24 protein-coding genes are annotated in these 19976 nt (G+C 30.4%); 8 read left to right on the top strand and 16 right to left on the bottom strand.

Annotated elements, in window-relative coordinates; all coding sequences use genetic code 11:
• Nucleotides 1-36: 36 nt before the first annotated feature.
• The 6 genes from Q9969_RS02265 to Q9969_RS02240 all read right to left on the bottom strand — a co-directional run bounded on the left by Q9969_RS02265 (nt 37) and on the right by Q9969_RS02240 (nt 4328).
• On the bottom strand, nt 37-453 hold the full coding sequence (locus tag Q9969_RS02265; RefSeq protein ID WP_305553973.1) for an NUDIX domain-containing protein: 417 nt from the start codon (nt 451-453) through the stop codon (nt 37-39).
• 38 nt (nt 454-491) lie between these two features.
• Nucleotides 492-1490, bottom strand: a complete 999-nt coding sequence (locus Q9969_RS02260) for a GGGtGRT protein (protein ID WP_305553970.1) — start codon at nt 1488-1490, stop codon at nt 492-494.
• 1 nt (nt 1491) lies between these two features.
• Nucleotides 1492-2184 (bottom strand): hypothetical protein, encoded by a 693-nt coding sequence (locus tag Q9969_RS02255; RefSeq protein ID WP_305553967.1) that lies wholly within the window; start codon nt 2182-2184, stop codon nt 1492-1494.
• 249 nt (nt 2185-2433) lie between these two features.
• A complete protein-coding gene (locus Q9969_RS02250; RefSeq protein ID WP_305513173.1) occupies nt 2434-2673 on the bottom strand; it encodes a 4Fe-4S binding protein in 240 nt (79 codons plus the stop codon).
• 54 nt (nt 2674-2727) lie between these two features.
• Nucleotides 2728-3693, bottom strand: a complete 966-nt coding sequence (locus tag Q9969_RS02245) for an alpha/beta hydrolase (protein WP_305553964.1) — start codon at nt 3691-3693, stop codon at nt 2728-2730.
• A 92-nt stretch (nt 3694-3785) separates the two neighbouring features.
• Nucleotides 3786-4328, bottom strand: coding sequence for a flavodoxin family protein (locus tag Q9969_RS02240; RefSeq protein ID WP_305513177.1), 543 nt, complete (start codon nt 4326-4328; stop codon nt 3786-3788).
• Between the two features lie 353 nt (nt 4329-4681).
• Here Q9969_RS02240 and Q9969_RS02235 point away from each other — a divergent pair, with 353 nt between their 5' ends.
• Nucleotides 4682-5389 carry a PD-(D/E)XK nuclease family protein gene (locus Q9969_RS02235; RefSeq protein ID WP_305553961.1) on the top strand — a complete coding sequence of 236 codons (708 nt, stop codon included), beginning with the start codon at nt 4682-4684 and terminating at the stop codon, nt 5387-5389.
• 97 nt (nt 5390-5486) lie between these two features.
• Here Q9969_RS02235 and Q9969_RS02230 read toward each other — a convergent pair whose 3' ends face one another.
• From Q9969_RS02230 to Q9969_RS02215, 4 genes are all read right to left on the bottom strand, one after another.
• Complete coding sequence (locus Q9969_RS02230) at nt 5487-6179, bottom strand: class I SAM-dependent methyltransferase (protein ID WP_305553958.1); 693 nt, start codon at nt 6177-6179, stop codon at nt 5487-5489.
• The gene (locus Q9969_RS02225) at nt 6179-6664 is read right to left on the bottom strand and encodes an isoprenylcysteine carboxylmethyltransferase family protein (protein WP_305513183.1); all 486 of its coding nucleotides are present in this window, start codon (nt 6662-6664) and stop codon (nt 6179-6181) included. Before Q9969_RS02225 ends, Q9969_RS02230 begins: the two co-directional genes overlap by 1 nt.
• A 67-nt stretch (nt 6665-6731) precedes the next feature.
• Nucleotides 6732-8468 (bottom strand): Na+/H+ antiporter NhaC family protein, encoded by a 1737-nt coding sequence (locus tag Q9969_RS02220; protein WP_305513185.1) that lies wholly within the window; start codon nt 8466-8468, stop codon nt 6732-6734.
• A gap of 265 nt (nt 8469-8733) precedes the next feature.
• Entirely contained in the window at nt 8734-10110 is a 1377-nt protein-coding gene (locus Q9969_RS02215) for a GNAT family N-acetyltransferase (RefSeq protein ID WP_305553955.1), read from the bottom strand.
• 485 nt (nt 10111-10595) lie between these two features.
• Here Q9969_RS02215 and Q9969_RS02210 point away from each other — a divergent pair, with 485 nt between their 5' ends.
• The 4 genes from Q9969_RS02210 to Q9969_RS02195 all read left to right on the top strand — a co-directional run bounded on the left by Q9969_RS02210 (nt 10596) and on the right by Q9969_RS02195 (nt 12904).
• On the top strand, nt 10596-11534 hold the full coding sequence (locus Q9969_RS02210; RefSeq protein WP_305515697.1) for a 2-dehydropantoate 2-reductase: 939 nt from the start codon (nt 10596-10598) through the stop codon (nt 11532-11534).
• A gap of 196 nt (nt 11535-11730) precedes the next feature.
• The gene (locus tag Q9969_RS02205; protein WP_305515227.1) at nt 11731-12186 is read left to right on the top strand and encodes a hypothetical protein; all 456 of its coding nucleotides are present in this window, start codon (nt 11731-11733) and stop codon (nt 12184-12186) included.
• 2 nt (nt 12187-12188) lie between these two features.
• Complete coding sequence (locus Q9969_RS02200; protein WP_305515229.1) at nt 12189-12632, top strand: hypothetical protein; 444 nt, start codon at nt 12189-12191, stop codon at nt 12630-12632.
• On the top strand, nt 12632-12904 hold the full coding sequence (locus Q9969_RS02195) for a hypothetical protein (RefSeq protein ID WP_305515231.1): 273 nt from the start codon (nt 12632-12634) through the stop codon (nt 12902-12904). Before Q9969_RS02200 ends, Q9969_RS02195 begins: the two co-directional genes overlap by 1 nt.
• A gap of 226 nt (nt 12905-13130) precedes the next feature.
• Here the strand turns inward: Q9969_RS02195 and Q9969_RS02190 are convergent, their stop codons facing one another.
• Together Q9969_RS02190 and Q9969_RS02185 are read right to left on the bottom strand one after the other, a co-directional pair.
• A complete protein-coding gene (locus Q9969_RS02190; protein WP_305553952.1) occupies nt 13131-13403 on the bottom strand; it encodes a hypothetical protein in 273 nt (90 codons plus the stop codon).
• 5 nt (nt 13404-13408) lie between these two features.
• Nucleotides 13409-13606 carry a hypothetical protein gene (locus Q9969_RS02185; RefSeq protein ID WP_305515235.1) on the bottom strand — a complete coding sequence of 66 codons (198 nt, stop codon included), beginning with the start codon at nt 13604-13606 and terminating at the stop codon, nt 13409-13411.
• A gap of 77 nt (nt 13607-13683) precedes the next feature.
• Between Q9969_RS02185 and msrA the strand changes: the two genes are divergently transcribed.
• Complete coding sequence (gene msrA / locus Q9969_RS02180; RefSeq protein ID WP_305553948.1) at nt 13684-14553, top strand: peptide-methionine (S)-S-oxide reductase MsrA; 870 nt, start codon at nt 13684-13686, stop codon at nt 14551-14553.
• A gap of 90 nt (nt 14554-14643) precedes the next feature.
• Here the strand turns inward: msrA and Q9969_RS02175 are convergent, their stop codons facing one another.
• Nucleotides 14644-15060 (bottom strand): hypothetical protein, encoded by a 417-nt coding sequence (locus Q9969_RS02175; protein WP_305553945.1) that lies wholly within the window; start codon nt 15058-15060, stop codon nt 14644-14646.
• A gap of 413 nt (nt 15061-15473) precedes the next feature.
• On the opposite strand from Q9969_RS02175, the gene Q9969_RS02170 reads away from it, so the two are divergent.
• Nucleotides 15474-15869: a hypothetical protein gene (locus Q9969_RS02170; protein ID WP_305513404.1), complete on the top strand. Its 396-nt coding sequence runs from the start codon at nt 15474-15476 to the stop codon at nt 15867-15869.
• On the opposite strand, the gene Q9969_RS02165 is transcribed toward Q9969_RS02170, so the two are convergent.
• The gene (locus Q9969_RS02165) at nt 15861-16829 is read right to left on the bottom strand and encodes an Mrp/NBP35 family ATP-binding protein (RefSeq protein ID WP_305513700.1); all 969 of its coding nucleotides are present in this window, start codon (nt 16827-16829) and stop codon (nt 15861-15863) included. The two genes, Q9969_RS02170 and Q9969_RS02165, sit on opposite strands and share 9 nt — an antisense overlap.
• A 20-nt stretch (nt 16830-16849) precedes the next feature.
• Entirely contained in the window at nt 16850-18181 is a 1332-nt protein-coding gene (locus Q9969_RS02160; RefSeq protein ID WP_305513406.1) for an FAD-dependent oxidoreductase, read from the bottom strand.
• Between the two features lie 73 nt (nt 18182-18254).
• On the opposite strand from Q9969_RS02160, the gene Q9969_RS02155 reads away from it, so the two are divergent.
• Complete coding sequence (locus Q9969_RS02155) at nt 18255-18887, top strand: CatA-like O-acetyltransferase (protein WP_305553941.1); 633 nt, start codon at nt 18255-18257, stop codon at nt 18885-18887.
• A gap of 186 nt (nt 18888-19073) precedes the next feature.
• On the opposite strand, the gene Q9969_RS02150 is transcribed toward Q9969_RS02155, so the two are convergent.
• The gene (locus Q9969_RS02150; protein WP_305553938.1) at nt 19074-19853 is read right to left on the bottom strand and encodes a class I SAM-dependent methyltransferase; all 780 of its coding nucleotides are present in this window, start codon (nt 19851-19853) and stop codon (nt 19074-19076) included.
• Nucleotides 19854-19976: the final 123 nt, after the last annotated feature.

The following is a 19976-nucleotide window of genomic DNA, read 5'->3' as shown; positions in this document are numbered from 1 at the left end:
TTAATATATTTTGTTTTCTCCTGAAAAATAATTTCATCATTTTTTAAATGCATTTACAGCAGGAGGAGTTAGTAAATCATTTTCAATCATTTCGTTAATTTCATCCCTACTAAACCACCCATGCTTATCATGCTCTTTACTAATAGTAACTTCATCACTTTGGCATGTTACTTTCATAATCAACTGAATTGATTTAACTTCTTCATTGGTTTTACATGCAGTATAATCATTTCTAACAACATTATATAATGAATCTACATCAATTTCCAAACCTGTTTCTTCTAGGTATTCCCTTTTTAAAGCATCATCAAAAAATTCACACTTTTTAACTTTACCGCCTGGAATTTCCCATTTACCTGCATCATGAACTGAATGAGATCTTATTTTTAAAAGTAAAATTTTATTATTATACTCACAAATTCCTCTTGCAGTTAAACCCCACATTATGCTCATAAAATCACCAAAAAGTAAATTTAAGAGAATTTATCCTCTTATTTCATTGATTTTTCAATAGCCACTGCAACAGCTACGGATGCCCCCACCATTGGGTTGTTACCCATTCCAATTAATCCCATCATTTCCACATGGGCAGGAACTGATGAGGAACCAGCAAATTGAGCATCTGAATGCATACGACCTAAAGTATCAGTCATACCATATGAAGCAGGTCCGGCCGCCATATTATCTGGGTGTAATGTTCTACCAGTCCCTCCACCTGAAGCAACTGAGAAGTATTTTTTACCTTGTAATATACATTCTTTTTTGTATGTTCCTGCCACCGGATGTTGGAAACGAGTTGGGTTAGTTGAGTTGCCTGTGATAGATACATCCACACCTTCCAAATGCATAATGGCTACACCTTCACGTACATCATCAGCACCATAACATCTTACTTTTGCTCTTTCACCATCAGAATATGCTTTTTCTTTAACGACTTTTACTTCTCCTGTGAAATAATCAAATTCAGTTCCAACATGAGTGAATCCGTTAATTCTTGAAATAATTAATGCAGCATCTTTTCCAAGACCGTTTAATATTACCCTTAATGGTTTTTCTCTAACTTCATTTGCTGAGTTTGCAATACCTATTGCTCCTTCAGCAGCTGCAAAACTCTCATGTCCTGCTAAAAAAGCAAAACATTTACTTTCATCACTTAATAACATGGAAGCTAAGTTACCATGACCTAAACCTACCTGCCTATCATCAGCGACACTTCCAGGAATACAAAATGCTTGTAAACCTTCACCAATAGCTTTAGCAGCATCAGATGCTTTCACATAACCTTGTTTAATAGCTATTGCTGCCCCAAGTGTATATGCCCAACATGCATTTTCAAAACAAATAGGTTGAACACCTTTTACAATATTATATGGGTCAAAACCTTTGTCAAGACATATTTGTTTTGCATCTTGAAGGTCTTTAATAGCATATTTTTCAAGTACAAGAGTGATTTGGTTGATTCTCCTTTCATAACTTTCAAATAAACTCATATTATTCACTCCTCGGATCTATTTTTCTAACTGCATCGTCAAATCTACCATATTGACCTGTTGCTTTTTCAATAGCTTCCATTGGATTAACACCCTCTTTAATGGAATCTAACATTACTCCTAAGTTAATATATTTATAACCTATGATTTCATCATCTTCATCAAGACCAATTTCAGTAATATAACCTTCCGTAAGTTCTAAATATCTCGGACCTTTTGCTTTTGTTGAGTAAATTGTTCCAACCTGACTTCTGTGACCTTTTCCTAAATCTTCAAGTCCAGCACCAATCTGAAGTCCACCTTCTGAGAATGCAGATTGAGTTCTTCCATAAACAATTTGTAAGAATAATTCACGCATTGCTGTGTTAATTGCATCACAAACAAGGTCAGTGTTTAATGCTTCGAGGATGGTTTTTCCAACAAGTATTTCACCAGCCATTGCTGCTGAGTGTGTCATTCCAGAACAACCTAATGTTTCAACCAATGCCTCTTCAATAATCCCTTCTTTAACATTTAAAGTCAATTTACAACATCCCTGTTGCGGTGCACACCATCCAATTCCATGAGTAAAACCAGAAATATCTCCAATTTGTTTTGCTTTTACCCATTTTCCTTCTTCAGGTATTGGAGCAGGGTCGTGATTTGCACCTTTTCTTACAGGACACATATTTTCAATTTCAGTTGAATATATCATCATTTTTCTCCAAAATTTTTTATTAATATAATTATATTTGTTTTTTTATTTAGTATTTTTGCAAAATAACCGATTTAAGAAAAATACTAATGTAGGACGGAGTATGGATGTGGCATTTCTAAATTAATTGATAAAGCAAATGTTGGAATAAATGCCAGACCTTAAGGTCATCTAAGCTAATTCAATCAGATAATTATCATGTTAAAAATTGAATATATCTTAATTAATCCCAGAAATAGCTAAAAAATATTAATTAATAGTAATGCACTCATTTGGACAAATTGCCATGCATATTTTACAGTTCTTACATACTCTGGAGTCACGAACAGAACAGGCATTCTTATTTATTTGTAAAACATTATTTGGACAAGCGATTGCACACTTTTCACAAGCATCACAATCCTCCATTCTAATATTAATATGGCAATCCTCAATTACTTCTTCCTTTTTACTCTCTTTACCTCTCTTAAAAAATGAACCTAAACCCATATTAAATAATATCTCAAAAGTAATATAAAAAAATAGTAGTTAGTTAAAAACTAGCTACAAATATTTATTGTAAAACTCTGCAATTTTGTCAAATGGAATTACATCAGTTTTATAGTACAAATCAGTGTGAACCGCATTTGGGATAATCATTAATTCTTTATTGTCTCCAGTTAATTTAGCAAATTCGTCTTCTGAGAAATACCTAGAATGCGCTTTTTCACCATGAATCATCAAAACAGGAGATCGAATCTCATCTGAATATGCAATTATCGGTTGGGATATAAAGGACATGCAGCCAATAACATTCCATCCGTCGTTTGAACCAGGAGATCTTGGATGATATCCTAACTCAATATAGTAATCATGATAATCTTTTGCAAATTTCGGCATATCATCAGTTACTTCTTTTACAACTCCACCTATTCTTGTATACTCACCATTTTTAAAGTCTTCAGTTCTTTGATTGTTCAGGGCTACTTTCATTTCATATCTTGCATCAGCATTATCCGCCTCATCATAATATCCTTTTCCAATTTGGCGAGTCATGTTATACATGGTTGAAGTTACAGTTGCCTTAACACGAGTATCTAGACTTGCAGCATTTAAAGCTATTCCACCCCATCCACAGATTCCACAAATGCCAATTCTTTCGGCATCAACATCACCATTTGTAGCTAAAAAGTCTATTGCAGCCTGGAAATCTTCAGTGTTGATATCCGGAGACGCCATGAAGCGTGGTTCGCCTCCGCTTTCACCTGTAAATGATGGATCAAATGCAATGGTTAAAAATCCCATTTCGGCTAATTTTTGTGCATATAATCCTGAAACCTGTTCTTTAACAGCACCAAATGGTCCGGAACATGCAATTGCTGGTAATTTAGAATCATTATCTAATGGTTTGTATAAATCAGCAGCCAATTCAATACCGTATCTATTTTTGAATGACACCTTCTCATGACATACATTTTCAGATTTAGGAAACACCTTATCCCATATGTTAGTTAATTTCAATTCTGTCATATCATCAACCACAATTTAATAGTTAATAACTAGTTATAGAAATAACAATATAAATAATGTTGTATTCTACAACAAAAAATAGTAAATCAGGTTTAAAATTTTAAACCTAATTCGTAAGCTTCTTTTAATTTATCAGGTTGTTCGCTAGCAACAATACCTGCAGGGCCTGCACTACCGGCATCTACATGACCTATAACATCATATCCCATAAATGTAAATGGTGAAAACTTTGTAAGTTCAATATAATCAGCATAGGTTCCTTCCGGTTGATTTTCAGTAAAGATCAATGCAGCTTTACCTGATAAACTTTTATTAGGGTTTTGACCAATTGCATAAAATCTATCAATGATAAGTTTACCTTGTGCTGTCATTTGACCGTAATAGATTGGTGTTGAAAATATTACGCCATCTGCAGCTGCTAATTCATCAATAATCTTGTTTCCATCATCTCCACGTACACATTCCAGGTTTTCAGCGCAGTGCATACATGCTTTACAAGGTGCAATTTCACATTTTTCCAAGTAATATTTAACTACATCTCCACCATTTTCCTCAATACCCTTAATCATTTCGTCCATTAATACATCGCAGTTTCCATCTACACGAGGACTTGCTTGAAGTGCTATAATTTTCATTTTTTAACTACTCTCCTAAAAATTATGATTAATACTATATACTTTAAAATTTAAATAAGTTATTATTCAAGTGATTAATGTTTAAAATATCTGCAATCGTAGCTGTTTATAATGTTGATAAATATTTAAATGAGTGTAGACAGCATTTTAAATGAAACATTTGAAGATATGAATCATTGTTTAGATAGCTCAACTGATATAACTTAAATGCTCTAAATGAATAAAAAGAGATTATCTTAAAGTAAAGACATGGAGAAATGATTCTTATTTTAAAACATAGTTTAACTGTGCAATAATCAGAAGTTCGAATCGTGTCTTGATAGCTATTCTAAAAGATTAAGGAAAAAATTACTATGAAATTATCAAAATCAAAGATTAATACTTATTTAAAATGCCCTCTTGAGTTTAAATTCCAATACATTGATGGAATAGAGGTTGAACCTAATAAATACATGGCATTGGGAACAGATGTTCACCTAATCGCTGAAGCTTTTGCTGATAGATTTGGAGATAATCTCGATAATGTTAATATTGAAAATGAATTATATAAAATAGCTCATGAAATAAATTTAAATTATGATTTAGATAATCATATCGAAAATTTGGGCTCATTTTTTAAAGAAGTATTTGTTGATGGCAATTATAAACTTTACAGCCAAGAAGACTATTTGATTGATGAAACTCATCGTTTTTCAGGAATATGTGACATAATTCTTGAAGATGAAAATGGAGATTTAGTAGTGATTGATTATAAAACTAGTAATTCTAATTCTTTTTCTAAATATAGGCGTGAATTATGTTATTACAAATTACTTGTAGAAAATGTTTATGAAAAAAATGTTGCTACTGTAGGAGTGTTTTTTACTAAAAACGGTCGTTTAAGACTGCTTGATGTTTGTGATGAAGAAAATAAACGTAAATTTTTACATTCACGTGAAATCGCTGAAGCCATTGATACCTTTTATCATGTAAGATGTGAAGTGAATAAAGGTAATTTTTATCCTAAACAACAATTTTTATGCAAATATTGTACTTATAAACATATCTGCGAGAAATATTAACAGTTATAACTTTAAATGCAATATAATATCTTACCTGTGCAATATGCATGCAGAAGACATCTTTCGATGGTTATCTGAATAGATTTAATTCAATATTTCACTTTCTTGCAACCACACTCATCCATTCGACAAATCTGTCTGAAAATGAAAAATGGCCATAATCATCAGCAATCCGTTTAGTTTCACCATTAGATTTTACAATCTCTTGTTTATTTTTTGCATCCCTTAAATATACTGTAATTTCACTATAGTCATTATTATGTAGATATTTATTTAATTGCCTGTCATTATAGGCAGTCATATTAATTAATTTTTCAAATATCTTCATGATTAGATTATCTGATCCATTAGATTCAAGCACTATTAGAAATATTCCTCCCGGTTTGAGGATTCTTTTTACCTCATTAAATGATTTTTCAATTTCCGGCCAAAAATAAACAGTTTCGAATGCGGTTATAATATCAAATGTATTATCCTCAAAAGGCAAACATGCAACATTGCCTTCAAGAACTTCAACTTTACCCTGTTTGATATAGTCATCATTAACTTCACGTGACAATTTTACACTTTCAATACTGTAATCAACACCATAAACCTTTTTAGCATTTTTAGCCATACGATTTATATTTATTCCACCACCACATCCAATATCTAAGATTAGATCTTCTGGTTGAATATCTAGGTGTTTTAAACCCCATAAAGCAACAGGAGTGTGTTCTTTATTCATGGATCTTAACTGAAAATTACCAAGTTTTCCTTTTGGTTTTCTCATATTTTCAAAAATGCCCATCATTTCACCATTTTCGGAATGAATCTATTAACATTTTTTGAATAATCGAGGTAATCCTGACCATATACGGAAATCAACATTTTTTCTTCAGTATTCTTCAATACAACTGAAAAAAATACCCAGTATACTATAGGTAAGACAAATAGGTAAATATTATTTGAAATTAAAATTAATCCTGTTGCAAAATATAAAAAAGCAGCATAAATAGGATGTCTAACAATTCCATAAACACCAGTAGTTACCAATATAGTGGATTTTATTTTATGATAAATGCTTGATGTAACTGCACTAATCCAATATACAGCACCATTGATAATAATTAAAAACCCTAAAATCATCAATAACCAATTTAAAGAGATTATTTCATATTTGGGAATGAAATTATAAAAATTAAGAACAAATATTAAAATAACTGTAACCATGACTGGAGTAACCATAAGTGGTCCAATACCAAAAACAGACATATGCTTATTATTATCAATCATGATAATAATATTATCAATAAGAATATAAATATTTTGTTACACCTAAAAATTAAAAAAAATAATGAAGCTATTGGGAGGCTTCCTCAACTTCATCAAAATCTACTTTTTCCCCAAGGAATCTAAGACCAACAAACATTACTATAACACCTAATGGAATACAAATGTACCAAGGTACACCTAATCCTGCTGGAATGTAACCAATAAATAAAGATAAAATAGCTACAAATATCGCATAGTAAATTTGTGTTTGAACATGGTCAATATGGTTACAACTAGTACCCATAGAAGATAGGATTGTTGTATCTGAAATTGGAGAGCAGTGATCTCCGAAAATAGCACCTGTTAATACTCCACTTGTACAAACAATTGTAAAGCTCATGTCACCAGTACTTACAGCCCATCCTAATGGAATAGCTAATGGCATTAAAATACTCATAGTACCATAAGCAGTACCTGTTGCAAATGAAATTAAAGCACCTAAAACGAAAATTAATGCAGGTACGATAAATGTAGGAATCGTATCACTTAGAACACCAACTAAATAATCAGCAGTTCCAACTTCACCAATTACTCCCCCTAAAGACCAAGCAAGAAGTAAGATTACACCTGTGATAACGATGGTTTTCATACCTCCAATCCATTCAGAAATTGCATCTTCAATTGTTAATATTTGTTCACCAACAGCCATTACAATCGCAACGATAGATGCTAAAAGTGCTGCTTGGAATAAAGCTACAGAAGCATCAGAAGCAGATAATGCCTCAAAAATACCATTAAATGATAATGGAGAGTTATGCATTAAATTAATAAGTGCTTGATCTTTACCAGCTAAAATAGAAGTGTATCCACTCCAGTAAAATGCGATTAATGCTCCAATAATTAATGTTCCAATAGGAATAATCGCATTCCATATTGATAATTTAATTCCCTCAACAGGTTTAACTTGATCAAAACCAGGTGCCTCCGGAACAATTATTTCTTCATCATCTTTTCTGGAACGAGCTTTTTGTTCTGCTTTTTTCATTGGGCCGAATTCATATAATGTTAATGCAGATATTACAATGAAAAGTAAAATAAAAATATTATAGAATCTATATGGAATTGTTTGTAAGAATATTCCAAACCCAGTTACGTTAGTTGCTCCAACAGATTTAAAACCAGCTGCAATTAAACTAATCTCTAAACCGATCCAAGTAGAAATGATTGCAATACCAGCTACAGGAGCAGCAGTTGCATCTACAACAAATGCTAATTTTTCTCTAGATACTTTAAGTTTATCCATTACAGGTCTCATAATAGGTCCGACAATTAAAGAATTTGCATAATCATCAAAGAACACACATAATCCTAAAATCCAAGTAAATAATTGAGCTTTTCTTGGAGTGTTAGCTCTTTTAGCAAAGGCATCTGCAAGAGCTTTTGCTCCACCCATCTTTGTAATCAATTGAATAACTCCTCCAATAAGTAAACATTGAAGAATAATACCTGCATTCCAAGGATCAGCCATACAAGAAATAACTTGAGAACCTAATTTTAAAAATGCATTAATTATTGTCGAAATAATGTTCAAATCATTACTACATAACATAAATTCTCCAATGAAAACACCAATGAAAAGAGATAAAACTGTTTCTTTTGTTATGAATGCCAAAATAATAGCAACAAGAGGAGGCAATAACGTTAATATGCCTAATCTAACAGAATTATCTGCACCAGCAGGGGTTTGAGAAATTAATAATGACAATACAAAGAGGGCAATAATTGAAACAGCTGCAATTAAACCTAATCTCATATTATTATTCATTTATTATCACACCATTTTCCTATACATTTATTAAAATAATTAATTTAAATTAACATAATTATGTACAGACTAATATTGTTTTTAATAGTATAAAAATATTATATACCTGATAATGATAAAAATCTATAAAAAAGTAGTTTTTTAACTAAAAGTGCTGTTAAAAGTATAATTTTATAATAATGATCATGGTTTATTTATTATTCATGTTTAATTTCATCAATTATCTCTAAAATATAGTCTTCATCACCATATTGCTTTAAAAAATTTAAACATATATCTTTAGGATATTTAAATGAGAATGTTCGTAGAAATAACTCTCAAAATCAGTGTAATTAATAATATCCATATGATATTTCTCCCAAAAATGAAGCGGATGTGAATTTAAAAACTCATAACCTTTATTGGTTATTGAATCCTGATTAAAATAATTATTTGAATTTAAAAAGTGCTTTAAAGTATTATAATTAATGTTATATGTAGTTTCGATTGTAAAAATAGAATACTTTAAATCAATCCCCTCATCAACTGACCTTAAAAATTTATATGCAATGAATCGGATATCCTCTCTAAAATCATTTTTTTGAGTGTTGATTGACTTAAATAAATTTTTCTGCATTTCATCAGGATCATAGTCCAAATTAATACCGCAAAAGTGACAGAATTTATCATGGCTGTCAATCGGCATGCTACAATATGAACAAATATCCTCATGGGAAGTTATTGTAGGTTCATGGTTTTCATTAAATAAATAAGCCAATCTGATCAGCAATGAATCATTTAATATCATTCCACTTTCATACTCCTCTTTTATCTGATTTTTAATTTCGAATGCCTTACTGCGAGTTACATGAGCATCATCGATTAAAGATTCAATATAAAAAGAAAATCCACCTTCACCGCCAATCACATCTTCCAAAGACAATTTAACAATTGGAAGGTTATCCTCCAAATCCAAGATAATATTCATCAGTTCAACATCTTGATTTTTAAATAATTGAGTGATTTCACGAAAATAATCATCATCAATATTGTTCCTATTATCAAGACAATCATAATTAACAATATCATAGTTTAAAGGGGCGCTGTAAGCAATATGGGATTTATCAATGTCTAAAATATGAATACTTCCACATATACTTAAATCATAGAAATGAGTTGATAACTCATCATTATCATAATCAAAATTTGAATATACATGATCTCCTGGAATAACAAATTCAATAGCGCTTGCAACAATATTTTCATTAATTTTACTTGCAAATCCATACTTGATTAACAATTCAACAACCAATCGAGTTGGTTCCATAATACTGGGTTTGTTATGTTCCACCATGGTGTTTTCAAGCTCATTTAAAAAGATATGATTGCCTCTAAATTCTGGCAGGACATATACATTATTCAATGCTGCCGTTATAAATTCTCTTGAAAAGTCATAAGAACAGAATCCGACAACTTTATTGTCATAAACTAATTCTTTAAAAAGATTGCACTCCCTATATTTTAAAATTAAATCCTCGTGTTCCATAGAGTCTAAGAGATATTTGTAATACTTTTGTAAAATTCCACAAATATCCAAGGCATTTTCGCTCAAAAATACATTTTGAGTATTATCCTCTTTTATAATATAATCAATTTTGTTCATATTAAAAACCTTCAGTGAATCAAATGTTTGTGGTTAAAACTATATATTATTTAATTATATATAAAATAATCGATTTATATTTTTGTATTAACTAAAAAAAAGTCAACAGTTTAGTTATTACTAAATTAAATATTGAAAATAATTTATATGAAGTAGAAGACCTGGATCTGTTAGACTGCAAACCTCCAACCCATATGGCAAAAATGTCATGTCAACATGAGTTTCGATTATGCAATTAACAAATTCAGGCAACATATAAATAAACCCCACAAATCTGAAATATAAATCCGTAATGCCTAAATTATCCATTTTGTTTAAATTTGATAAAATATTTAGGGGTGTTCGCCAAAAGTAATTTTTTTGATGCAAATTTTTCTTTGTTTTTGAATTAAAGTAGTTTTAATCAGTTTCAAAAATTAATTTTAGATTTTTGGCGGACACCCTTAATAAAATAAAAAACATATTTTAACTATGAACATTTAGTTATAGGTGCAGGCGGAGTTGGAATTGGACTTGCAACATCTGTTGGATCACAAGGAGCTGATATCGCAATTTATGCAAGAGGAGAAACTGCAAATGCAATAAAAGAAAATGGAATTAAAAGAACGGGATTATTTGCCCACATTGAAATTAAAAATGTACCAGTTTATGAAAACTACAATGAAATTCCAAAAAATAATTTTGACTATATCTTCATATGCTCAAAAACCACAGCTAATGAAGATATTGCATTAAATCTAAATAACCATAAAGATATCTTAAAAGACAGCACTAAAATCATCATTTTCCAAAATGGATTTGGAAACGATGAAGTTTATTTAAAGTATTTTACTAAAAAGCAAGTTTTCTCAGCACGTGTAGTAACTGGTTTTACAAGACCCCAAAGACATGTTAGTGAAGTAACAGTCTATACCGAGCCAATCCTTCTAGGTTCCATTAAAAATGAAAATCCGGAATGTCTAGATGAAATTGCTGATTTAATTACAAAATCTGGAATAGAATGTGAACTTACAGATGAACTGGACAAATATTTATGGGCTAAAATGATATATAACTGCACATTGAATCCTTTAGGCGCCATATTGGATGTGACTTACGGACAGCTCAGCGAAAACCCATATAGTTTGGAAATAATGAACAACCTCATTGATGAAATATTTAATGTAATAAAATCAAGCCCATATGGAACTTTGTGGGATGATTCAGAGGACTATAAAGAAATATTTTATAAAAAACTAATCCCTGATACCTATAACCATTACTCATCAACACACCAGGATATCCATTTGAAAAATAAAACCGAAATAGATTCTCTAAACGGCAAAGTAATCGAACTGGGGAAGACATATAATGTTAATGTAATTACTCATGAAATTATTTATAATCTTATAAAAGCTATTGAAAGTACCTTTTTAAAAAACTAAAACTTTATATATGTTGAAAATTAAAATAGTATTGTTCATATTGTTATATACTATTTTTTTATAATATGAACAATGGTGATGGTTGAAATGAGCATTCGTTTGTATTCCTTTAGTGGTGTTTAGGAAGAGAATGTTCATTTGTTTTAAAAATGAAAAAAACTATTTTTTAATGATTATAAAGTACTTAGGTGAAATCATGAGTGAACTTAAAGAATTAATAGATGAATACATCGAACTTGAAGAAAAATTAGACGAAATCGAAGATGATGAAAGCGAAGAATATAATAAAATTGCTGAAAAATTAGATGGCAAAGGACATGAAATTGATCATTTGGTTTATAGCGAAGAATTCGTTATTGTATACAATGCAGATACTGAAAATGATGAAGTTGTTGCTTTAATTATATCTAATGAAGAAGATGAATGTGAAGAATTCTTTATTCCGGTTTACACTTCCGAACAAGAAGCCGAAAAAGCTATTGAAACTTTTATTGAAGAATCTGGCGAAGTTAATTTTGCATTTGACAAAGTAGTTGGAAATGCAATTGTTCAAGCATATGCTGATGACGATGAATTCTTAGGTCTCGCCATTAACGCTCCACAATGTGATTTTGTCATTTTTGGTGAAAGTGTACACGATTGCTGTGAATAAATATGAACCCTAAAGATTACGAAGATTACAAGAAAAATAACCTTAAAGCTTCTAAAAGCCAACTAAAAGAATATATTCAAATATATGCAGATATGGCTAAAAAACTTAAAAGTGAAAATGCCATTGAGCTTGAAGCTGTTAAAAATAATATTCGTGATACTTATCCAACTGAAATTTACTTTACGCTTGTCGATGAGGCGTTAAAACCTGTTAAATTAACAATTACAGAAATTAGCAAAGAATATGTCATTCCCCTATTTACCGACATGAGAGAATATGCAGCAGGTAGTGCTAAAATATCTAAATTGTTTTTAGACAAACTTGACCTAAAAGTAATAACTCCAAAAGACATTGCTGATTTAGCTAGTGAAGATGAATATTTCCAAGGTTTTGTTATTAATCCCCATTCACAAAACTTTAATATGAACAGAAATGGCGATTTCTAATGTATATCTGCCCAACAATTGGAGAGAGCCATGAAAAAGATTTCCTTGTAAGCGGATCTTTAGATGATTTTAAAATTATTGTTTTTTCCAACAGGAAAGAATACAACAAAGGATTTGAATATTTAGAATTAGTCGATTATAAACCTACTAAAGTACCTGATGAATTATTTAGGGAACTTGCAAAAAACGATGATGCATTCAGTGGTTTGATTTTAGATATTCACAACCAAAATAAAATAATACCGAAAGAAGATTTACTCCTGAATGAGTAATATCTTTATTCCTTTTTAGAGTAAATGCTGTTTTTAACATTATCAAATCAGCAGAAATTAATCTAATACATTTCAATATTTAAATCTGATTAATAAGTATGGCAAATTTTAATTTTGTAATGCTCTTATTAAATTTAATTAAAAACCGTTCATATTCTTTTAAAACTCAATTCAGAATAACTATTGGCGAACACCTGATTGTAAAAAAAAGTTTATTAAAGAAGAGTTATTCTGACTCCTCTGTTTCATCAACTTCATCTGGAATTTGACTTTGATAATATTTATACCTATAAGACATTTTAAAGCCGGTAATAACTTCTCTTTTAGGTCTTTTTTTACGTTTTATATTTGGACCATTCATTTCTTTGAATTTTTTTTGAAATGGTTTAGCCATGTTTTTATTTTCTCTTTTGAATTGAGAAGTTCTATGCCTAACATGTGGTGATTTAAACATTCTTTTTCTAACTAGCCTTCTATTACTAGTAACTCTTCTTAGCATTAAAATCACTTATAAGTTCTATTTATATTTTTAGTAGCGGATTTATCTAAAGTAGATTGAATTTCATCAATTCTTTCAACTACAACTTTAATAGCTTGTTCACCTTGACGAGTAGGATTAATACCTTGTTCTACAAGTAATGCATCCCTAATATCTCTTAATCTGTCAATTGAATCAATTTTCATAATTGTACTATAAAACATGAGTTTTCCTCCTAATTACTAATAATCTTTGATTAATATAATAAAAATATTTTATGTTTAATGATAAATACTTAATCATGTTCGAAAAACAATATGTGATTTATCTTGCTGGAGGATGCTTTTGGGGTGTTGAAGCATTTATTTCAAGACTCCAAGGCGTTAACAATACCGAAGTTGGATATGCTAACGGAATTGATTTAGCTCCAACTTATGAAAAGGTATGCACTGGTAAAACTGGCCATGTAGAAACCGTTAAAGTAACATATAATCCTAAAATTATATCCCTTGTTGAAATTTTGGAGAATTTTTTTAAAATCATTGATCCCTATGTAAAAAATCGTCAAGGTTCGGATATTGGAACACAATATCGTACAGGCATTTATTGGCAGGAAGAATCACAGAAGGATATTGTAATTAACTTTTTAAAATCAAAACAGAAAGAAGCATCTGAAAAAATTGTGGTAGAGGCTTACCCAATTAGTTGTTTTTATCCAGCTGAAGCATATCATCAAAAATACCTAGAAAAGAATCCTCACGGCTACTGTCATGTTGATTTAAATTTAATTGATGATAAAGAATTCGACCACCTGACTCGTGAAGAGTATGAAATAACACAGCTTGCTATGACAGAACCTCCATTTAGTGGAAAGTATGATAATTTTTTTGAAGATGGTGTGTATGTCGATGTCATAAATGGTGAAATTTTATTTTCTTCAGATGATAAGTTTGATTCAGGATGCGGTTGGCCAGCATTTTCAAAACCGGTTAAAGAGGATGCAATTACAAAACACAGAGACTTTTCACATGGCACAACACGTGTTGAAGTTAGAAGTTCAAAATCAAATGCGCATTTAGGTCATGTTTTTAATGATGGTCCAGGAGGAACTCCAAGATATTGTATAAACTCCTCTTCTTTGAAATTTATACCAAAAAAGAAAAATAAATAGAAATTTAACATTTCTATTTTTTAATTTTAATAGTTTTCCTAATAGATTCTTCAAGATATGTTATTTTTACATTATACTTACCAATTTTTGTCAAATGTTTAACTTTAAAAGTTGCAACTCCTTTTTATTGGTTTTAGCATTTGAAGTTTTACCTTTAACATTTATAGTAAACATTTTACCGCCAATAACTTTTCCTGAAGAAGTTTTTAAAGTAACTTTGTATATTTTAGCTTTTTTGGATTTTTTGAATTCAACATTTTCGGCTTTTAAAATTTGTTTTACAAAAAGGTTATTTTTAACTGTAACACCATATTGTGATGTAACAGTATGAGTTTTTACAGTTAACTCTTTATTTTTAATTGTTAAAGTTGTATAACCATTTTTATCAGTTTTGACTTTGTAAATTTTGCCGTTTACTTTAAATTTAACAATCTCACCAGCACCAACCACCAGTGAATTATCACCATAAACCCTAATTTTAAATACTTCACCTGAAGCATAATCCATTATGACTCTTTTAATAGCTGAATTATCAGTGAAAGAAGTATGCTGCAAGAACAATATGTTTTGTATGTGAACTGCACTATTTATTATTGGAGCAATGATATCATAATCATCAGCCGGAACATATGATTCAAGAACCTGCCCAGCAGCTTGTTAGATAACCTAGGGAAAATAGATACACCCCCCCATTATTTACATCATACCTCCATCCAATATCTGAATAAAAACAAGCAAGGTTTTTTAAATTACCTTCCGACAATATATAAGAATAATAGGAATAAAATAAATTTATTTCCATTAGTTAAAATTTTTTCACCTCAAGCACTACATTATCATCTATGAATATGATATCTAATAAAAGTTTAGTTTTATCTAAATCGAATGATTATATACTAAAAACAATAAACTATAATACAATGAAAATTGAAGAAATCAAACATCCGGAGCTTAAAAATTATATCAACCTAGTATACATGCAAGGAGAAAACGACAACAAAAAAGCTATTTTAAAATTAGAAGAAGAAATCAAAGAATATATTAAAAGTAATGTTTTTATAATCTCAATTGAAAATAATGAGGCTGTTAAAATTCCTTATGGTAATGATGCTGAATATGTAGTTCCTGTTTTTACAGACCTTAGAGAATACACATTAGGTATGCAATATTTCTCTTTAAATGTTATGGATGAAAATAAGGAATACCTCCTTGAAAAATTAGATTATTTTAAAAAATTAAAAGAAGATCCTAAATTCTTAGGATATCTTGTAAATATTAGTAGTGCAAGCTATATTATTAACACCAGTTTACTCTAAAAACTCTTCTTTTATATCATCAACTATTTCTCTAAACCTTTTAGATACCTCATCATTAGAATCAAGTACAGAAATAGTTCCATTTTTATTTGGTGAGTCAGAAACGTTTTCTTCAATCGGCAAATCGCCAAGATAAGTTATACTCATTTCCTCAGCGAATTTTTTACCATTACCTTCACCAAAGATGTTTAATTTTTCACCACAATGCGGACAAATATAGTATGCCATGTTTTCAATTAAAGCAATTTTATCTATATTCATCATTTCAACCATTTTAACACACTTAAGCACATCCTCTTGTGAAACAACATTTGGTGTAGTAACCATTAAAACTAAATCAGTATCCGGAATAGTTTGAAGAACAGTCAATGGTTCATCACCAGTTCCAGGAGGATTATCAATAACCAAAAAGTCAAGCTTGCCCCAGTGTGCATCAGAAATCAATTGTTTAATTGCACCGGTTTTTTGAGGCCCCCTCCAAATAATTGGCCTATCTAAACTGTCAATTAAAAAAGCCATTGACATTACTTTAAGACCACTTTCAGTAACTACCGGAAACATTGAACTTTTATATTCTTCCTGTTTTTCTTCAATGTATTTTTTCTGTTCTTCTTGAGATAAACCTTTCTCAATAATACCCTCTTCAACAATAGCTTTGAAAGCATCAAATTGATATTGGTTGAATTGTTCTTCAAGCATTTCAATTCCAAGCATTTTAGGAATGTTTGGACCATGAATATCAGCATCTAAAATGCCAGTTTTATATCCCATAGCTTGTAATGTTTCAGCAATATTGGCTGCAACAGTAGATTTTCCAACTCCACCTTTTCCACTCATTACAACGATTTTATATTTAATTTGACTTAAATTCTTAGCTAATCTGATTTCTTGTTGCATCATTTGCATTTGTTGTTCGGGAGTCATCTGACCCCCATGACCGTGATGACCATGTTCAGGCATATTTCTCATCTCTCCATTATTTAACTAAATTTTTTACTAACTTCTTCAACAGCAAGGATTAACGGATCTGTAACCATGGATACAGGTGGCGCATAAGCAAATTCCATATTACTTAAATCAAAGCAAGTGAGTCCTTCTGTAATAGCCAAAGTCATTGTATCAATTCTTTCAGCTACTCTTTCTTCCGCAATGATTTGACAGCCGATAATGGTTCCATTTCCATCACAAATAACTTTAATATCCATTGGTTTTGCATTAGGATAATAACGTGCTCTTGTAAGTGCTTGTACTTTTTGAACAACAGGTCTAATGCGATTCTGTTGAGCGAAACTAGTGGTATAACCAACAGCACCAAATTCTAATTTACCTACTTTAGAAACCATTGAATTTAAAACCGGATTAAATCTAGATTTCTTACCACAAATTGTACGAGCCAATGTTTTTGATTCACGAACAGCAGTAGTGCCTAATTGAGAAATAGTATTGGAACCTAAAATTAAATCTTTGGATTCAACACAATCCCCAACAGCATAAATATCATCTACTGAAGTTTCCATTCTATCATTTACAAGTATTGCCCATCTACCAAGTTCACAACCAGCCATACGGGCAAGATCTAATTCAGCTCTAACTCCTGTTGCCATGATAACCATATCAGCATCATATAAATCTTCATCACCAAAGCAAGCTTTTTCTACTTTCCCATCACCAATTAATTTAGTAATTGGTTTGCCCAATACTACTTTAATACCTTCCATTTCCAAGTAATTAACTAATATATCAGACATATCCTTATCAAGAGACCTGGGAACAATTTGAGGCAACATTTCACTTAAAATTACATCCAAACCTTGTTTTTTAAGAGCAAATGCAATTTCAATACCAATTAATCCTGCACCAGTGACAATTGCACTTTTAGCATCTTTCATTGCTTCTTGTACACGAATACCATCATCAATGTTACGGATTCTAAATACTCCCTCTAAGTCCACACCCTGCATTGGAGGAACAAATGGATTGCCACCAGTTGCAAAGACTAATTTATCATAATCCATGACAATTTCATTACCATCTTGTTCATAAGTAACTGTTTTTTTATCAGAGTCAACTGCGATTACTTCTACTTCAATGATAACTTCAATGTCCTTTTTCTTATAGTCTTCAGGAGTTCTCATAATAATATCATCAAATGATTCTATTGTACCGGACAATACATAAGGAATAGCGCATGGGGAATATGCTACTTTATTATCTCTTGTGAGAACTACAATTTCAATATCTTTGTCAAGTTTACGAATATTTGAAGCTGTAGAGATTCCTCCAGCTCCACCACCAACGATTACTACTTTCATTTTAACATAACCCTATAAGATTTATACAAAGTTATATTTATTTAAAACGATATAAAAAGATTAAGGTTTAACTATGAAAAAAATAGAATTTGATTTAAAAAACAATCCTTTTATTAATTTTCAATCTGCAAGATACTCCGTTTCAGCAAGAATGAATGTGAAAAACTTGTGGGAGTGGTGTCATGAAAACGATAAATCTTTTTTTATTATGAGTTTAAGTTGTTTAATGAATGCTGTAAACTCTGTTTGTCAACTTAAAAGAAGAATAATTGATGGTGAAGTAATTGAATACGATTATCTTGAAGGTTTAACTCCAATTATGGATGAAAACCATGAAATTTACAAAGAAATGAGGGTTAAAACACCCCCGGAATTTAGTGATATTTTAGATTGGCATGATTATGTTAAAAATCTTTCAAGATCTGTTTTAGATGGTGAAAATGAAGGCTTTAACTTAGAAATGGAAAAACGAGACTTAACAAATGTTGCTAACTTTTCATGTATTCCATGGGTTGATTTTGACACGTTAACTAACTGCATTATTGATGGAAAAGCAATTCAACCATTAATCACATGGGGAAAAGTAAATAAAAACTATGAGATGAGTGTTTCCATTACTGTAAGTCATATTTTTGTTAATGGTCGAGATTTAGGATGCTTTTTTGAAAATGCTCAAAAAGAATTTAATAATTCATTTTGGAAGTGATTCAATATCTGTTGCTTCTACTTTCATCATTATATGTCTTATGAATTGTAATTTTTATTATTATGATTTAAATTATTATTAATCTTACAGAATAGACACTTTCTTTTTGTGTTATATTCATGTCTCTAAAGTGGCCATTAATCTTTTAGATTTTGGGTAATTTTATGAATAACCTCATATACACCATTATAATTTAATATGAATCATTTTAACCATATATAATAAGTCCGATACTGTCATTGACACTTTTGTCATAAATTTCATACCTTTTTTAGAAGTATGATTATAATACCTTTCTTCTTTTAAAAGGGCAGCATCAATTTTATTTGCTAATTTTTCACCGTCATCAACATAAAAATACATTGTAGCTTCATCATGACCTAATTTTTTCATATATCTTTTTATTCCCCGAATTCCTAATTTATTTAATGTATCAAAAACTAGTTCTGCATTTTTAAAGTTTTGCAGTATCTTAAATGTTTTTATTACATCATCATGTGGAAAATAATGGAATACTCCACCTGCAACAAATAACACAGGATTATTTAGGTCAAAATATTCTAACCAATCATCATTTAAAATAGATCCTTTAATCAAAATTTGGTTTTCACCTGGGGGAAGCAAATTTTCTCGATATTCAATTACTTCAGGTAAATCTAATTCATACCATTTTGTTTTTCCATCATAACACCTATTATAAGTTGTTTCAAGTCCACAACCTAACTCTACAATAATCCCATCAGGATTTCTTTTTAAAAAATCTTTTACATACCTATCAATATTCATACTTCTAACAGCACTAGCCATAAAAGTATATTCTGATTGGTCTTTGTTGATATCTGGCAATGTATCTTTTAGTTTTAATGCTGTTTCATCATACAGGATATTAGGGAAATTTTCACTTGAATAAATTCTTCCCATCATAGGTACAAAAAGAGTTTTGGATATTTTATTAAACTTAGACATGAAAATAATTAGGTATAACTAAACTTTAATACTTTTCTATTATGGTGATAAAATGACTAAAAATTTAAAAGATAGTGTGGAAAAAACATCATAGTTTAGAGTATTTGCTTGTAAAAAATTACC

The sequence above is a fragment of the Methanobrevibacter sp. V74 genome (genome assembly GCF_963082495.1).
GTDB lineage: Archaea > Methanobacteriota > Methanobacteria > Methanobacteriales > Methanobacteriaceae > Methanocatella.
Note: the sequence above shows the minus strand (reverse complement) of the source record. Positions and strands in the feature narration are given on the sequence as shown.

What these genes read in the sequence shown, in the direction of transcription:
- Q9969_RS02265 (WP_305553973.1), bottom strand. Translation starts at nt 453, where the DNA reads ATGAGCATAATGTGGGGTTTAACTGCAAGAGGAATTTGTGAGTATAAT.
- Q9969_RS02260 (WP_305553970.1), bottom strand. Translation starts at nt 1,490, where the DNA reads ATGAGTTTATTTGAAAGTTATGAAAGGAGAATCAACCAAATCACTCTT.
- Q9969_RS02255 (WP_305553967.1), bottom strand. Translation starts at nt 2,184, where the DNA reads ATGATATATTCAACTGAAATTGAAAATATGTGTCCTGTAAGAAAAGGT.
- Q9969_RS02250 (WP_305513173.1), bottom strand. Translation starts at nt 2,673, where the DNA reads ATGGGTTTAGGTTCATTTTTTAAGAGAGGTAAAGAGAGTAAAAAGGAA.
- Q9969_RS02245 (WP_305553964.1), bottom strand. Translation starts at nt 3,693, where the DNA reads ATGACAGAATTGAAATTAACTAACATATGGGATAAGGTGTTTCCTAAA.
- Q9969_RS02240 (WP_305513177.1), bottom strand. Translation starts at nt 4,328, where the DNA reads ATGAAAATTATAGCACTTCAAGCAAGTCCTCGTGTAGATGGAAACTGC.
- Q9969_RS02235 (WP_305553961.1), top strand. Translation starts at nt 4,682, where the DNA reads ATGAAATTATCAAAATCAAAGATTAATACTTATTTAAAATGCCCTCTT.
- Q9969_RS02230 (WP_305553958.1), bottom strand. Translation starts at nt 6,179, where the DNA reads ATGGGCATTTTTGAAAATATGAGAAAACCAAAAGGAAAACTTGGTAAT.
- Q9969_RS02225 (WP_305513183.1), bottom strand. Translation starts at nt 6,664, where the DNA reads ATGATTGATAATAATAAGCATATGTCTGTTTTTGGTATTGGACCACTT.
- Q9969_RS02220 (WP_305513185.1), bottom strand. Translation starts at nt 8,468, where the DNA reads ATGAATAATAATATGAGATTAGGTTTAATTGCAGCTGTTTCAATTATT.
- Q9969_RS02215 (WP_305553955.1), bottom strand. Translation starts at nt 10,110, where the DNA reads ATGAACAAAATTGATTATATTATAAAAGAGGATAATACTCAAAATGTA.
- Q9969_RS02205 (WP_305515227.1), top strand. Translation starts at nt 11,731, where the DNA reads ATGAGTGAACTTAAAGAATTAATAGATGAATACATCGAACTTGAAGAA.
- Q9969_RS02200 (WP_305515229.1), top strand. Translation starts at nt 12,189, where the DNA reads ATGAACCCTAAAGATTACGAAGATTACAAGAAAAATAACCTTAAAGCT.
- Q9969_RS02195 (WP_305515231.1), top strand. Translation starts at nt 12,632, where the DNA reads ATGTATATCTGCCCAACAATTGGAGAGAGCCATGAAAAAGATTTCCTT.
- Q9969_RS02190 (WP_305553952.1), bottom strand. Translation starts at nt 13,403, where the DNA reads ATGCTAAGAAGAGTTACTAGTAATAGAAGGCTAGTTAGAAAAAGAATG.
- Q9969_RS02185 (WP_305515235.1), bottom strand. Translation starts at nt 13,606, where the DNA reads ATGTTTTATAGTACAATTATGAAAATTGATTCAATTGACAGATTAAGA.
- msrA (WP_305553948.1), top strand. Translation starts at nt 13,684, where the DNA reads ATGTTCGAAAAACAATATGTGATTTATCTTGCTGGAGGATGCTTTTGG.
- Q9969_RS02175 (WP_305553945.1), bottom strand. Translation starts at nt 15,060, where the DNA reads ATGGATTATGCTTCAGGTGAAGTATTTAAAATTAGGGTTTATGGTGAT.
- Q9969_RS02170 (WP_305513404.1), top strand. Translation starts at nt 15,474, where the DNA reads ATGAAAATTGAAGAAATCAAACATCCGGAGCTTAAAAATTATATCAAC.
- Q9969_RS02165 (WP_305513700.1), bottom strand. Translation starts at nt 16,829, where the DNA reads ATGCCTGAACATGGTCATCACGGTCATGGGGGTCAGATGACTCCCGAA.
- Q9969_RS02160 (WP_305513406.1), bottom strand. Translation starts at nt 18,181, where the DNA reads ATGAAAGTAGTAATCGTTGGTGGTGGAGCTGGAGGAATCTCTACAGCT.
- Q9969_RS02155 (WP_305553941.1), top strand. Translation starts at nt 18,255, where the DNA reads ATGAAAAAAATAGAATTTGATTTAAAAAACAATCCTTTTATTAATTTT.
- Q9969_RS02150 (WP_305553938.1), bottom strand. Translation starts at nt 19,853, where the DNA reads ATGTCTAAGTTTAATAAAATATCCAAAACTCTTTTTGTACCTATGATG.